Source organism: Streptomyces sp. NPDC101227, assembly GCF_044767545.1.
In the GTDB taxonomy this organism is placed as follows: domain Bacteria; phylum Actinomycetota; class Actinomycetes; order Streptomycetales; family Streptomycetaceae; genus Streptomyces.
In genome coordinates this window covers 215,696-228,777 of sequence record NZ_JBIWOD010000009.1, presented here as the reverse complement: position 1 = coordinate 228,777, position 13,082 = coordinate 215,696, and the positions used below count along the sequence as shown (strand labels likewise).

Below are 13,082 nucleotides of genomic sequence, written 5' to 3'. Positions count from 1 at the left end.
GGTTGCCATGGCGTGGCGGCGGCCGCTGACGAGCGGCCCCGCGCCGTCGGGCCGGCCCGGCGCGGCCGACGTCCAGGAGCCGTGCCCTCGGGCGCAGATGACCGATCAGATGCGTCGCGGAGTGCGTTGGGGCTCATTCGGGAAGCGGTGGACTCTCCCACCGTGGGAGGGTCCACCATGACGGTGTGCAAGGCGAACTTCTGACCATCGGGCGCTTCGCCCGCCTGTGCCGGCTCAGCGTCAAGCAGCTACGGCACTACGACGAGTTGGGGCTGTTGGCTCCGGTCCGCGTGGACGCCGGCTCCGGGTACCGCTATTACGCGCCTGGGCAGGCACGCGATGCCTTGACCATCGCCCTGCTCCGCGAGATGGATCTTCCGCTGGCGGTGATCGCCCGGGCGCTGGCTGCCGAGCCCGAGTCCAGGGCACAGCTCCTGCGCGCTGAGCGGGACCGGCTGGCCGAGCGGATCCGCAGGGATCAGGAACGGCTGGAGATGCTGGAGCGGCTGGCCGAGGGCGGCCTGCCCGGCTATGAGGTGACGATGGGCAGCGAGCCGGAGCGCCGGCTGTCAGTGGTGCGAGCGGTCTGCAGCCGTGCGGAGATCGGGGAGAAGGTCCAGGAGTGCGTGGGCCGGCTGCTGCCCGTGATCGGGAAGGCGGGAATCGCAGCGGAGCCGCCGCTGTGGGCGCTGTACCCGCTGGATCTGGACGAGCGGATGACCATCGCCGTCGGCGTGGAAACAGGGGAGGGAGGAGGGGCAGCCGGCCTGGAGTTCGAGGCGCTGGCCGGCGGGCCGGTTGCCGAGACCGTGCACATCGGGCCCTATGCCCAGCTGCCCTTGGCCTACAACGCGCTCTTCGCCGCCGTCCACGAGCGCGGACTGCGCCCGCTGGCGCCCGTTCGTGAGGCCTATCTCGTCGGGCCGGCAGAGGCACCGCGAGAGGAACTGATGACCCGTCTGATCATTCCCGTTCAGGAGAGCATGGCATGACGAAGGTGCCGGACATCGATGCCCGCGGTACGCAGCACTGCGAGACGACGGCTCTGGGGGTGCTGCTGCGGCACGAGGGAATCGATCTGACCGAGCCCATGCTCTTCGGCCTCGGCTCCGGGCTGTCCTTCATCTACTGGGACAGCAAGAACATGGGCTTCCCCTTCCTCGGGGGGCGGGTCAAGCCGTTCGAGCTCACGAGAAACCTGGCCACCGGACTCGGGCTGGAGCTCCTGGTCCAGGAGACCGCCTCCCCCCGCAGGGCATGGGAGAACGTGGCGGCCGCCCTCGCCGCCGGTCACCCCGTCGGGCTGCAGCTCGACAGCCACCACCTCGACTACTTCGGGTCGAAGGTGCACTTCGGCGGTCATATCGTCGCCATGTACGGCTACGACGACCACGACGCCTACCTGGTGGACACCGACCAGCAGGGCGGAGCGGTATCCACCAGCCTGACCGGCCTCGCCCGGGCCAGGGCCGCGCGCGGCCCGATGACCGCCAAGCACCGGTCCTTCACCCTCACCGCCCCGAAGACCGCTCCGAATAACCTGCCCTCCCCACAGGGCCGGATCGTTGCCGCCATCACCGCCTGCGCCGACGCCTTCCTCAGCCCGCCCATCGCCAACCTCGGTCACCGGGGCATCGAGAAGGCCGGCAAGCTGGTGCCCACCTGGCTCCAGCGCACGGACAACCCGCAGCGGGACCTGCCGCGGGCCGCCCTCTTGATGGAGCAGGCCGGCACCGGAGGCGCCCTGTTCCGTAACCTCTACCGCGACTTCCTCGCCGAATGCACCCAGCTGCTCGACAGCGGCCACCTGCGCACCGGCCATCGGTTGTACGCCGAGGCGGCCACCCTGTGGACGGAGGTCGCCGCCCTGGTCACAGAGGCCGGTGAAGCAGGCGATGCACAGCGCCTCGTACGGGCAGGCACCGTCCTCGGCGACCTTTCCCGCATGGAGCGCGCGGCCATGCAGGCGCTGAGCTGCCTGGGGCAGTGAGGCCCCGAGTGCGGTCCGGTGGAGCCAGAGCTCCGGTTCGCCGAAAACCTCTCGCCCCGGGCGCCACCGGAGGAGCAGCATGAGCGGATGAGCCTTTCCGGACCGCCCACCTGCGAGGTGCGCGTCCCCGCCCCGATCGCCGCCGTGGCCGGAGACAGGCCGCTGCTGCCCGTCTGGCAGAACGAGCTCGGCGGCCTGACCTTCCGGATCGGCACCGGAGATGCCCGACTGTTCGCCAAGTGGGCACCGGCAGGCTCCGGACTGGACATCGCCGCCGAGGTCACTCGCCTGAACTGGGCCGGCCGCTTCACACCCGTGCCCCGCGTCCTGGAATACGGAGCCGACGAGCGCGGGGCCTGGCTCGTCACCCGCGGGCTGCCCGGTGAGAACGCCGTCAGCCCTCGCTGGACGGCCGATCCCGGCACGGCCGTACGGGCGCTGGGGTCGGGGCTGCGTGCCCTGCACGAGCGGCTGCCCGTGGCCGACTGCCCCTTCAGCTGGTCGGTCGCCGACCGCCTGGAACGGGCCCGGAGCGCGGGATGCGACGTCCCGGCGGGGCTGCCGGCGCCGCCGGTCGACCGCCTCGTCGTATGCCACGGAGATGCCTGCGCACCGAACACGCTGCTGGGCGAGGACGGTTCCTGGTCCGGTCATGTGGACCTGGGCGCGCTCGGCGTCGGTGACCGCTGGGCCGACCTCGCCGTCGCCACCTGGAGCACCGAGTGGAACTACGGCCCGGGCTGGGAGGACGCCCTCCTCGACGCCTACGGCATCACTCCCGACCCGGAACGCACCGACTTCTACCGGCGCCTGTGGGACCTCACCTGACCGGTCGCTCCGGCCGGCTTCCCCGTGCCGTTGGTCAGCCCATGCTCTTGGCGCCGTCCAGGGACTCGCGGATGATGTCGGCGTGGCCGGAGTGCTGGGCGGTTTCGGACATGATGTGCATCAGCACCCGGCGCGCAGACCACCGCTCCTCGGACTCGAACCAGGGCGCCTTGGGCAGCTGCTGGGTGGCGTCCAGATCGGGCAGGGTGGCGACCAGTTCGTCGGTCCGACGGGCCACCTCGGCGTAGTTGTCCAGCACACCCGCCAACGTCTCACCGGGCAGCATCCGGAAATCGTCGGCCCGAAGGGCCCAGTCGGCCTCGGTCATGGCGGTGAAGTCAGGCATCGAGGCCGGTCCGTCCAGGATGAAGTCGCCCCACTTCCGCTCGACCGAGGTGACGTGCTTGATCAGGCCGCCCAGGCACAGCTCGCCGGCGGTGGTGCGCAGCCCCGCCTGCTCGTCGGTGAGGTCGCGGGTGGTGAAGCGCAGCATGTGCCGGTGCTTGGCCAGCATCGCCAGCAAGTCGGCGCGCTCGCCGGTGGTCGCCGATGCGTGGGCCGAGTTGCGGGTGGTCTGCTCGGTGGAGGTCATGATCTCCGCCTTTCTTTCTCCTGTGGCGTGGACAGGAACCAAGTTAGAGACCGTGTAGGTCAGGTTCTGTCCTACACGGCTTTCGAGAGGTCGGAACCCATGGCGCGTGTGGGGCGCATTTCACCCTGACGGTCTCCGATTCCGGCACGAAGGGCAGCCGGTGAGTGCCGTTCGTCCGCGTCGGCAACGCGGGACCGGCCGGTGCCGCAACGGCTGTTAGTGAGGCGTTATCGGTGCGCTAGCGACCCCCGCGAGAGTCATGTGCAGCCAAGGGCGTTGGTGAGGGCCGGTGCGGCGTTCAGCTTTCCGTCCCGCCCATCGAACGGGGGAGCACGACATGCGGAAAGGACGTCGAACGACAACGACGACGGTCCCCGCGGGACGGGACGCCATGACGTCTCACCATGACGGCAACGGGGGAGCCCGGACGGTCACCTTCTCCTTTTCGGAGTTATCCATCGCGTAGTTCGCTGCGGAGTGCCCGGCTCTCGAGCCGCTCCCATCACTTCGGAGAGTAAGCGCGCCGCGACCCTCCGATGAATTTTTTCCCTTTTCGGGTCAAAGCGGAACCTCGACATCCGCGGCCCCGTCTTTTCGGGCGTCCCACATCTCTGGGCGTCCCACTTACCAGAACTCGAACGAATGCGATGGGACCGTTATGCGCGAATACAGCCGCCGGGGGATATTCGGACTCGGAATAGGAGCGGCGGCCGCGCTCTCCGTCGCAGGCTGCTCCTCCTCCGGGTCGTCGGGCTCCGGCACGGTCGGTACCAAGCCCGGCAGGACGGCGGGGGCCAAGCCGATAGGCGACGGCTCCACCGCGTACACCGGCAAGCAGCCGAAGCAGCCGGCCAAGCCGGAGCGGCTGGCGCCGGGCCAGAAGCCGCCCCAGTTCGTGGTCTTTTCCTGGGACGGCGCCGGCGAGGTGGGCAACGGCCTCTTCCCGCGGTTCCGCAAGATAGCCGAGGACCACAACGCCTCGATGACCTTCTTCCTCTCCGGGCTGTATCTGCTGCCCGAGTCGAAGAAGCGCCTGTACCGCCCGCCGAACAACCCCGTCGGCGCCTCCGCCATCGGCTACCTCAGCGATGACCACATCAGGGCGACGCTGAAGAACGTGCGCGGGGCGTGGCTGGAGGGCCACGAGATAGGCACCCACTTCAACGGCCACTTCTGCGGCGACACGGCCGCCGACCGTGGGTCGGTCAAGCACTGGACCCCCGCCCAGTGGGACGACGAGATAGAGCAGGCCATGTCCTTCGTCACCAAGTGGCGGACCAACACCGGCTTCACGGACCTCGAAGCGCTCCCGTTCGACTACCGCAAGGAGTTGGTCGGCGGCCGTACGCCGTGCCTGCTGGGCCAGGACAACCTGCTGCCGACCGCGAAGAAGCGCGGCTGGCGGTACGACGCCAGCTCCCCCGGCGGCCTCCAGATCTGGCCCGCCAAGAAGCAGGGCCTGTGGGACTTCCCGCTCCAGACGATTCCGTTCGCGGGCCGCCCGCTCGGAGTCCTCTCGATGGACTACAACATGATGTTCAACCAGTCCCAGAACTCCACCAAGGGCCCGCCGGCCAACTACCCGGGCTGGCGCAAGCAGGCCGCCGACGCCTACATAGCCGGCTTCCAGCGGGCGTACGAGACCAACCGGGCCCCCCTCTTCATCGGCAACCACTTCGAGCAGTGGAACGGCGGCATCTACATGGACGCCGTCGAGGAAGCGATCAAGCACATCGCCGACGACAAGCGCAAGGACGTCCGGCTGGTCTCCTTCCGCCAGCTCTGCGACTGGCTGGATGCCCAGGACCCGCAGGTCCTCGCCGGCCTGCGCCGGCTCGGGGTCGGGCAGCAGTTCACCGGGCGCGGCTGACGGCGCCGGGAGGGGGCCGAGCGCTTCAGGTGGCGGGGCCGACGAGGTCCTGGGTGCCGAGCACGGTCAGCAGGGCGAGGCGTTCGGCGTCCTCGGTGCCGGGCTCTGCCGTGTAGACCATGATCCGCAGATCGCCGCCCGCCACGGTGAGGACATCGCAGTCCAGCGTCACGGGACCGACCCGCGGGTGGTCGATCGTCTTGTGCGAGGCCTCGTGGCGGCCGACGGCGCCCGCGTCCCACAGCTCGGCGAACCGCTCGCTGCCCGCGCGCAGTTCCGCGATCAGCCGCCGCAGCCGCCGGTCGGCCGGGTAGCGTTCGGCGGCCGCGCGCAGGTCGGCGACGAGCGCGGCCTCATGGTCGCGCTGCGCCTGCGGCGTGCGCCGGGCCCCGTTGCCAGGGCCGAGGAAATGGCGCCATACGCCGTTGCGTTCGTTGCCGCGCCGGGCGTGCGGGTCCCCCTGTTGTTCGCCCGTCAGCGCCACGTACGGCGCATTGGCCACGAGGAGCGTCCAGCACGCGTCGAAGACCGCCACGGGCGTCTCCGTCAGCCGGTCCAGCAGCCGCTGGACGCTCGGGGTGATGAACGCCGGCACCGTCTCCGGACCCGGCGGCGCGAGCCCGGCCAGCCGGAACAGGTGCCCGCGCTCCTCCTCCGACAGCCGCAGCGCGCGGGCGAGGGCCTCGACGACCTGGCCCGAGGGGTTGGTGGCGCGGCCCTGCTCGAGCCGGGTGACGTAGTCGACGGAGATCCCGGCGAGCATCGCCAGCTCCTCGCGGCGCAGGCCGGCCGCGCGCCGCTGCCCGCCGGCAGGCAGCCCCGCCGCCTCGGGAGGGACGCGGTCGCGCCAGCGGCGCACCGCCTTGCCGAACTCCGCCGTCGCCATGCGCCCAGTGTGCCCCGCCGGCCGCGCACCTTCCTGGTACCACCGGTCCCAGGAAGAGGGGACTCCTGGCCGCGCGGGCGGGCGGGGCGGACGGTGGAGGCATGACGACAACACTGATCACCGGAGCGAACAAGGGTCTCGGCTTCGAGACCGCCCGACGGCTCATCGCCGCGGGCCACACCGTCTACGTCGGCAGCCGGGACGCGGCCCGCGGCCGCCGCGCCGCCGGGCAACTGGGCGCGCGGGCACGGGCCGTGCGGCTCGATGTCACCGACGACGCGTCCGTCGCGGCCGCGGTGCGGACGATCGAGGCCGACGGCGGCCTCGACGTGCTGGTCAACAACGCCGGCATCGAGGTGCGGGGCGAGAACGACGAGGTGGCCGGGGCCGCGGACGTCACCGCCGACGTGCTGCGGGAGGTCTTCGAGACGAACGTCTTCGGCACGGTGCGCGTCACGCACGCGTTCCTGCCGCTGCTGCGGCGGTCCGCCGCCCCGGTCGTGGTCAACCTCAGCAGCGGCCTGGCCTCGATCGCGCACCTGTCCGACCCGGGCCATCCGGCCGCCGCCTATCCCGGCGTCGCGTACCCGGCGTCGAAGACCGCGGTCAACACGATCACCGTGCAGTACGCGAAGGCGTTCCCGGACCTGCGGATCAATGCCGTGGAGCCCGGCTTCACCAAGACCGACCTGAACGGGAACACCGGCGTGCTGACGGTCGAGGAGGGCGCCGAGATCATCGTCCGCATGGCGCAGGTGGGCCCGGACGGCCCGACCGGCGGGTATTTCGACGCGGCGGGTCCCCTGCCCTGGTAGGCGCCGGATCCGGCGGCCGGCCACCGTACCGCCGCGTCTTTGCCTCCTGCTGGATCACCTCACACATGCCTGCGGTGCCCCGTGCGCGGGGTGTAACCCCGCGCACGACCAGCGCGTGACGGACCGGAAATTCGATCTTCCTACGGTGCTGTTCCGGGGCCCCCGCCGCTGGCGGGGCGGTCCGGCTCAGGAGGTAGACACGCCGCGGAGTGGAGTTTCGGTGGCAGCTGGCTCGAAGGACGGCAGCGTCCGCACGGCCTGTTCGTACTGCGGGGTCGGCTGCGGGATCGTGCTGGACGTGGCGCGGGACCCCGCTGACGGGCGTCGCCGTGCGGCGAAGACGTCCGGGGACAAGGCGCACCCCACCAACTTCGGCCGTCTGTGCACCAAGGGCGCGACGAGCGCGGACATGATGGCCGCGCCCGGACGCGTGGGGAAGGCGCTGGTACGGGCCGAGCGGGGCGGCCAGACGGTCGAGACGGACGTGGACGAGGCCATCGCGTCGGTCGCCGGGCGGCTGCGGGCGATCCTGGACGAGCACGGGCCCGACGCGCTGTCCTTCTACGTGTCCGGGCAGATGTCCCTGGAGGCGCAGTACCTGGCCAACAAGCTGGCCAAGGGCTTCGTCCGGACGAACCGGATCGAGTCGAACTCCCGGCTGTGCATGGCCTCCGCGGGCTCCGGCTACAAACTCTCGCTCGGCGCGGACGGCCCGCCCGGCTCCTACCAGGACTTCGACCGCGCGGACGCGTTCTTCGTCATCGGCGCCAATATGGCCGACTGCCACCCGATCCTCTTCCTGCGCATGATGGACCGGGTGAAGTCGGCCGGCGCCAAGCTGATCGTCGTCGACCCCCGCCGCACCGCCACCGCGGACAAGGCCGACCTCTTCCTGCAGATCAAGCCCGGCACCGACCTCGCGCTGCTCAACGGGCTGCTGCACCTGCTGGTCGCCAACGGGCACACCGACGAGGAGTTCATCGCCGACCTCACCGAGGGCTGGGAGGAGATACCCGCCTTCCTCGCGGACTACCCGCCCGACCGGGTCGCCGAGATCACCGGCCTCGCCGAGAGCGACATCCGGCAGGCGGCGCGGTGGATCGGCGAGGCCGGCGAGTGGATGAGCTGCTGGACCATGGGCCTGAACCAGTCCACACACGGCACCTGGAACACCAACGCCCTGGTCAATCTGCACCTCGCCACCGGCGCAATCTGCCGTCCGGGCTCCGGCCCCTTCTCGCTGACCGGCCAGCCGAACGCCATGGGCGGGCGCGAGATGGGCTATATGGGCCCCGGCCTGCCCGGCCAGCGCTCCGTGCTCGTCGACGCCGAGCGCGCCTTCATCGAGGACCTGTGGAACATCCCCGAAGGCTCCCTGCGCACCGAGGTCGGGCGCGGCACGGTCGAGATGTTCGAGCAGATGGCGGCCGGTGACATCAAGGCGTGCTGGGTCATCTGCACCAACCCCGTCGCCTCCGTCGCCAACCGCAGGACCGTCATCGCCGGGCTGGAGGCCGCCGAACTCGTCATCACCCAGGACGTGTTCGCCGAGACCGAGACCAATGCGTACGCCGATGTCGTCCTGCCCGCGACGCTGTGGGCGGAGTCCGACGGCGTCATGATCAACTCCGAGCGGAACCTCACCCTCGTCCAGGGCGTCGTCGACCCGCCCGGACAGGCCCTGCCCGACTGGCAGTTGATCGCCCGGGTGGCCTGCGCGATGGGGTTCGCCGACGCCTTCGGCTACACCTGTGCCGAGGAGGTGTTCGAGGAGCTCAAGCGGGCGTGGAACCCCGGGACCGGCTGGGACCTGCGCGGCGTGACCTACGACCGGCTGCGCACCACACCGGTGCAGTGGCCGGCGCCGAGTGCCGACGGCCCGGACCGCAACCCCATCCGCTACGTCAACGACGGCGTCAGCCAGACGCCGCGGGAACGCCCGGACGGCAGCCGCCCCCGCCTGGCCTTCCCGACCCCGAGCGGACGCGCCCGGTTCTTCGCCCGCCCGCATCTGCCCGCCGCCGAACTCCCCGACGACGACTACCCGTTCGTCCTCAACACCGGCCGCCTCCAGCACCAGTGGCACACGATGACCAAGACCGGCAAGGTCGCCAAGCTCACCAAGCTCAACCCCGGCCCCTTCGTCGAGATCCACCCCGACGACGCCGCCGCGCTCGGGGTCACGGAGGACGACCACCTGGAGGTCGCCTCCCGCCGCGGCCGGGCCGTCCTGCCCGCCGTGGTCACCGACCGGGTGCGACCGGGCACCTGCTTCGCGCCCTTCCACTGGAACGACCTGTTCGGCGAGTACCTCAGCATCAACGCCGTCACCAACGACGCCGTCGACCCGGTCTCCTTCCAGCCCGGGTTCAAGGCCTGCGCCGTCGCCCTCGCCAAGACCGCCGCCCCGGTCCCGGCAGCGCACCCGGGCGCGCACCCCGAAACCGCCGCGGCGGCCACCGCGCACCAAGGAGCACCCGTGACTCCCGCCCAGGCCCCGGCGGCCACCGCAGCGGCCCCGGCGGATTCCGCCGCCCCGGCGCTCTCCTCACTCGCCACGCTGTTCGGCCTCACCGGCCTCGCCCCCGCGCCGCTGGCCGAGCCGGAGCGCCGCTACCTCTCCGGCTACCTCTCCGGTCTCGCCCAGACCCCGCCCGACGGGCGCGTCCCGGTACTGCCGCCGGACGCCCCCTTCGACCCGGACCACGCCCTGTGGGTCGACGGCGTCCTCGCCGGCATGTTCTCCCGCACCGACGCGCCCGCTCCGCTGCCCGCGCAGACCGCCGCACCGGCAGCCGGGACGGCCGTACCGACCCGCCGGCTGGTCATCCTCTGGGCCTCACAGACCGGCAACGCCGAGGAGTTCGCCGCCGGCGCCGCCGCACGGCTCGCGGAGGCGGGCCGCATCCCCGAGGTCCTGCCCATGGCGGACATCGTCCCGGCGCAACTCGCCTCCGACACCGACCTGCTGATCGTCACCAGCACCTTCGGCGACGGCGACGCCCCCGACAACGGCGCCGACTTCTGGCAGGCCCTGGCCGCGCCGGACGCCGGACGGCTGGAGGGCATCCGCTATGCGGTACTCGCCTTCGGCGACTCCACCTACGACGACTTCTGCGGCCACGGCCGCCGCCTCGACCAGCGGCTCGACGAACTCGGCGCCACCCGCCTCCTCGCCCGCACCGACTGCGAACCCGACTACGACGAGGCCGCCGGGCAGTGGCTCGGCCAGGTCGCCGCCGCCCTGGCCGCAGCCGACGACCGGCGCCCCGGTCCCGCCGCCGCGACCGCACCGGCCGCCCCCACCCCGCCCCCGGCCCCCGCATCCGCCGGCCACAGCAAGGCCTCGCCCTTCGCCACCCTCCTCGTCGGCAACCGGCTGCTGAGCCTGCCCGGTTCGCAGAAGGAGGTACGGCAGTTCGCCTTCGACACCCGCGACGGCGAACTCGCCTACGACGCCGGCGACGCCCTCGGCGTCTGGCCGGCCAACGGCGCCGGACTCGTCACCGAATGGCTGGCCCTCACCGGCCTCGACCCCGACGAGCCCGTCGACCTCGGCGACGGCCCGCCCCTCCCCGTCGAAGAAGCGCTGCGCACCCGCCTTGACCTGGCCCGCATCACCACCGACCTGCTCAAGTTCGTGGCCGAACGCACCGGCAGCCACGACCTGAAGCGACTGCTGCGGCCCGACAACAAGGACGCCCTGGCGAAGTGGAGCTGGGGCCGCCAGGCCGCCGACGTCGTCAGCGAGTTCCCCGTCCGCGCCTCCGCGGCCGCCTGGGCCAGTGTCCTCAAGCGCCTCCAGCCCCGGCTGTACTCCATCTCCTCCAGCCCGCTCGCCCACCCGAGCGAGGTCCGCCTCACCGTCTCCGTCGTCCGCTACACCAACGACCTCGGCCGCGACCGCAAGGGCGTGTGCTCGACCTACCTCGCCGACTGCGCGGACGACGGCCCGGTCCAGGTCTTCGTCCAGCGCTCCCCGCACTTCCGCCCGCCCGCCGACTCCGCCACCCCCATGATCATGGTCGGGCCCGGGACCGGCGTGGCACCCTTCGTCGGCTTCCTCGAAGACCGTCAGGCCCGCGGCCACACCGGCCCCAACTGGCTCTTCTTCGGCGAACAGCGGCAGGCCACCGACTTCTACTACCGCCAGGAACTGGAGGCGTACCGCTCGTCCGGCCACCTCGACCGCCTCGACCTCGCCTTCTCCCGCGACCAGCGCAACAAGGTCTACGTACAGGACCGCATGCGCGAGAACGGCGCCCGCCTGTGGCAGTGGCTCCGGGACGGCGCCCACTTCTACGTCTGCGGCGACGCGGGCCGCATGGCCAAGGACGTCGACCAGGCCCTCAAGGACATCGTCGCCCTCCACGGCGGCATGGCCGACGACGAGGCAACCGCCTACGTGCGGCGCCTGGCCGCCGACAAGCGCTACGTCCGCGACGTCTACTGACGGGGCTCTCGCCGTCCGGCGCCCGTCAGGCCAGGTCCAGCAACTGCTCGTAGCAGCCGCCGAATCCGTTCCGTTCGTCGACCAGGTGAATCTCCAGGATCCAGTGGCAGCGCCAGCCGGCCCTGTCGGTGCGGCGGATCGGACGGTCGTTGTCCGGCACGATGTACGACTCCCGCTCGGCGCCGTCGATCGTCTCGTGCGGGAACACCCCGACCAGATGCCCGGCGTGCCAGCCGCCCAGGGTCCAGCCACCCTCGGCCGCCTGCCGCTCCACCTCGGCGTACAGCTGCTTCCCCGTGATGTCGGGATCGGCCTGGAACGCGCGCCGGCCCGCCGCGAAGACCCTCGCCAGGTCCTCCCGCAGCCGGTGCTTGGCCGGGTCGTCACCGAAGACGAAGGTGCGGCCGAAGTCCGCCTCGTACTCCTCGAAGATCGGGCCGAAGTCGACGAAGGCGATATCGCCCTCACCGATGACCCGGTCCGGCGGATTCTCCCGGTAGGGGAACAGGGTGTGCGGGCCCGAGCGGACGATCCGCTTGTGCCAGTGCTTCGTCGTCCCGAACATCTCGTTCGCCAGATCCCGGATCCGGTCGCTGACCTCGCGCTCGCCGGCCCCGGGCGCCACCAGCCGGCGCGCCTCGACCTCGGCGAACAGGGCCGCCGCTCTGCGCTGTGCCTCCACCAGGCCCAGGACGCGCAGTTCCTCGTCCATGCGGTCAGGTACGCCCATGGTGGTGCTCCTCATTTCCTTGCGGTGTCGCGCGCACGATGACGAGCGAGCCTTCGTAGAACGCCTGGCTGCGCAGATGGCCGAAGCGTTCGTCCCACCGTCCGGAATCCAGGTCGTCACGCAGGCGTGTGGTGAACCGCTCGCGCACGCCGTCATCGACGAAGCTCCAGGCCGAACACGCCTGCCGGGCCGCCGGATCCAGCAGCATCTCGGGTCGCCCGTAGTACGCCTCGTTGAAGCCGTCCGTGCAGTCCAGCGGGATCGGCACGGACCGCACGCTGCCGGCCGCGCCGAGCGAGGCGGCCATCGTCTCGATCGACGGGTACCGGCGGGCCTCGGCGTCGAGCACCTCGGGCGCGTACTCGTACAGCCAGAAGTCCCGCACCACCGCCGGATCGCAGGTCAGCACGACCGCCGGGCCCCGGGTCACCCTCCGCATCTCGCGCAGGCCCGCCGCCACGTCGCTCCACTGATGGACGCTGAACAGCGTCATCGCCGCGTCGAACTCCCCGTCCCCGAACGGCAGGCTCTCCGCCACCGCGTTCACCGCCCGGGGCAGGCCCGCCGCGCGCCGCGCACGCATCGCCCCGGACGGCTCCACGGCCGTCACCGCCTGGGCCGCCGACTCGTAGGACCCGGTGCCGGCACCGACGTTGATCACCGTACGGGCACCGCCCAGCGCGTCCGCGACGAACCGGGCGATGCGGGGGTCGGGACGGCGGGGGTCCGAGCGGGCGGAGCCGATGCCCGGGTGACCGACATCGGCGGCACCGCCGTCCAGGCCGCACACATTCATGGATCCGTACCTCGCCTTGTGAGCAGGAATCGGGAAGGTCGCCCATGGGTGCCTCACCGTCTCCGCCTCCCCACCCACCGGCAACCGCACCCTCCCATACTGCAACTGCGGCGCTGATCCGT

General features: G+C 71.6%; 10 protein-coding genes. 6 read left to right on the top strand and 4 right to left on the bottom strand.

The window, feature by feature from the left end:
* Positions 1-185 precede the first annotated feature (185 nt).
* The 3 genes from ACIRPT_RS22775 to ACIRPT_RS22765 all read left to right on the top strand — a co-directional run bounded on the left by ACIRPT_RS22775 (position 186) and on the right by ACIRPT_RS22765 (position 2,818).
* Positions 186-992, top strand: coding sequence for a MerR family transcriptional regulator (locus ACIRPT_RS22775; RefSeq protein ID WP_403829828.1), 807 nt, complete (start codon positions 186-188; stop codon positions 990-992).
* Positions 989-1,990: a BtrH N-terminal domain-containing protein gene (locus tag ACIRPT_RS22770; RefSeq protein WP_403829826.1), complete on the top strand. Its 1,002-nt coding sequence runs from the start codon at positions 989-991 to the stop codon at positions 1,988-1,990. The genes ACIRPT_RS22775 and ACIRPT_RS22770 overlap by 4 nt, the downstream gene beginning before the upstream one ends.
* A gap of 87 nt (positions 1,991-2,077) precedes the next feature.
* On the top strand, positions 2,078-2,818 hold the full coding sequence (locus ACIRPT_RS22765) for an aminoglycoside 3'-phosphotransferase (protein WP_403829824.1): 741 nt from the start codon (positions 2,078-2,080) through the stop codon (positions 2,816-2,818).
* Between the two features lie 34 nt (positions 2,819-2,852).
* Here ACIRPT_RS22765 and ACIRPT_RS22760 read toward each other — a convergent pair whose 3' ends face one another.
* Positions 2,853-3,410: a DinB family protein gene (locus ACIRPT_RS22760; RefSeq protein ID WP_403829822.1), complete on the bottom strand. Its 558-nt coding sequence runs from the start codon at positions 3,408-3,410 to the stop codon at positions 2,853-2,855.
* 658 nt (positions 3,411-4,068) lie between these two features.
* Here ACIRPT_RS22760 and ACIRPT_RS22755 point away from each other — a divergent pair.
* The gene (locus ACIRPT_RS22755) at positions 4,069-5,280 is read left to right on the top strand and encodes a hypothetical protein (protein ID WP_403829820.1); all 1,212 of its coding nucleotides are present in this window, start codon (positions 4,069-4,071) and stop codon (positions 5,278-5,280) included.
* Positions 5,281-5,305: 25 nt separating this feature from the next.
* Here ACIRPT_RS22755 and ACIRPT_RS22750 read toward each other — a convergent pair whose 3' ends face one another.
* On the bottom strand, positions 5,306-6,166 hold the full coding sequence (locus ACIRPT_RS22750) for a helix-turn-helix transcriptional regulator (protein ID WP_403829818.1): 861 nt from the start codon (positions 6,164-6,166) through the stop codon (positions 5,306-5,308).
* Between the two features lie 101 nt (positions 6,167-6,267).
* On the opposite strand from ACIRPT_RS22750, the gene ACIRPT_RS22745 reads away from it, so the two are divergent.
* Both ACIRPT_RS22745 and ACIRPT_RS22740 read left to right on the top strand, forming a co-directional pair.
* Entirely contained in the window at positions 6,268-6,981 is a 714-nt protein-coding gene (locus ACIRPT_RS22745; RefSeq protein ID WP_403829815.1) for an SDR family NAD(P)-dependent oxidoreductase, read from the top strand.
* A 220-nt stretch (positions 6,982-7,201) separates the two neighbouring features.
* Positions 7,202-11,434 carry a molybdopterin-dependent oxidoreductase gene (locus tag ACIRPT_RS22740; RefSeq protein WP_403829813.1) on the top strand — a complete coding sequence of 1,411 codons (4,233 nt, stop codon included), beginning with the start codon at positions 7,202-7,204 and terminating at the stop codon, positions 11,432-11,434.
* A gap of 25 nt (positions 11,435-11,459) precedes the next feature.
* Here the strand turns inward: ACIRPT_RS22740 and ACIRPT_RS22735 are convergent, their stop codons facing one another.
* Both ACIRPT_RS22735 and ACIRPT_RS22730 read right to left on the bottom strand, forming a co-directional pair.
* The gene (locus ACIRPT_RS22735) at positions 11,460-12,164 is read right to left on the bottom strand and encodes a M24 family metallopeptidase (RefSeq protein ID WP_403829811.1); all 705 of its coding nucleotides are present in this window, start codon (positions 12,162-12,164) and stop codon (positions 11,460-11,462) included.
* Positions 12,151-12,960 carry a class I SAM-dependent methyltransferase gene (locus ACIRPT_RS22730; RefSeq protein WP_403829809.1) on the bottom strand — a complete coding sequence of 270 codons (810 nt, stop codon included), beginning with the start codon at positions 12,958-12,960 and terminating at the stop codon, positions 12,151-12,153. Before ACIRPT_RS22730 ends, ACIRPT_RS22735 begins: the two co-directional genes overlap by 14 nt.
* Between the last annotated feature and the right edge of the window lie 122 nt (positions 12,961-13,082).

Bases quoted from the DNA above. Each gene is read 5' to 3' on its own strand.
- ACIRPT_RS22770 (WP_403829826.1), top strand. From the start codon at position 989: ATGACGAAGGTGCCGGACATCGATGCCCGCGGTACGCAGCACTGCGAG.
- ACIRPT_RS22765 (WP_403829824.1), top strand. From the start codon at position 2,078: ATGAGCCTTTCCGGACCGCCCACCTGCGAGGTGCGCGTCCCCGCCCCG.
- ACIRPT_RS22760 (WP_403829822.1), bottom strand. From the start codon at position 3,410: ATGACCTCCACCGAGCAGACCACCCGCAACTCGGCCCACGCATCGGCG.
- ACIRPT_RS22755 (WP_403829820.1), top strand. From the start codon at position 4,069: ATGCGCGAATACAGCCGCCGGGGGATATTCGGACTCGGAATAGGAGCG.
- ACIRPT_RS22750 (WP_403829818.1), bottom strand. From the start codon at position 6,166: ATGGCGACGGCGGAGTTCGGCAAGGCGGTGCGCCGCTGGCGCGACCGC.
- ACIRPT_RS22745 (WP_403829815.1), top strand. From the start codon at position 6,268: ATGACGACAACACTGATCACCGGAGCGAACAAGGGTCTCGGCTTCGAG.
- ACIRPT_RS22735 (WP_403829811.1), bottom strand. From the start codon at position 12,164: ATGGGCGTACCTGACCGCATGGACGAGGAACTGCGCGTCCTGGGCCTG.
- ACIRPT_RS22730 (WP_403829809.1), bottom strand. From the start codon at position 12,960: ATGAATGTGTGCGGCCTGGACGGCGGTGCCGCCGATGTCGGTCACCCG.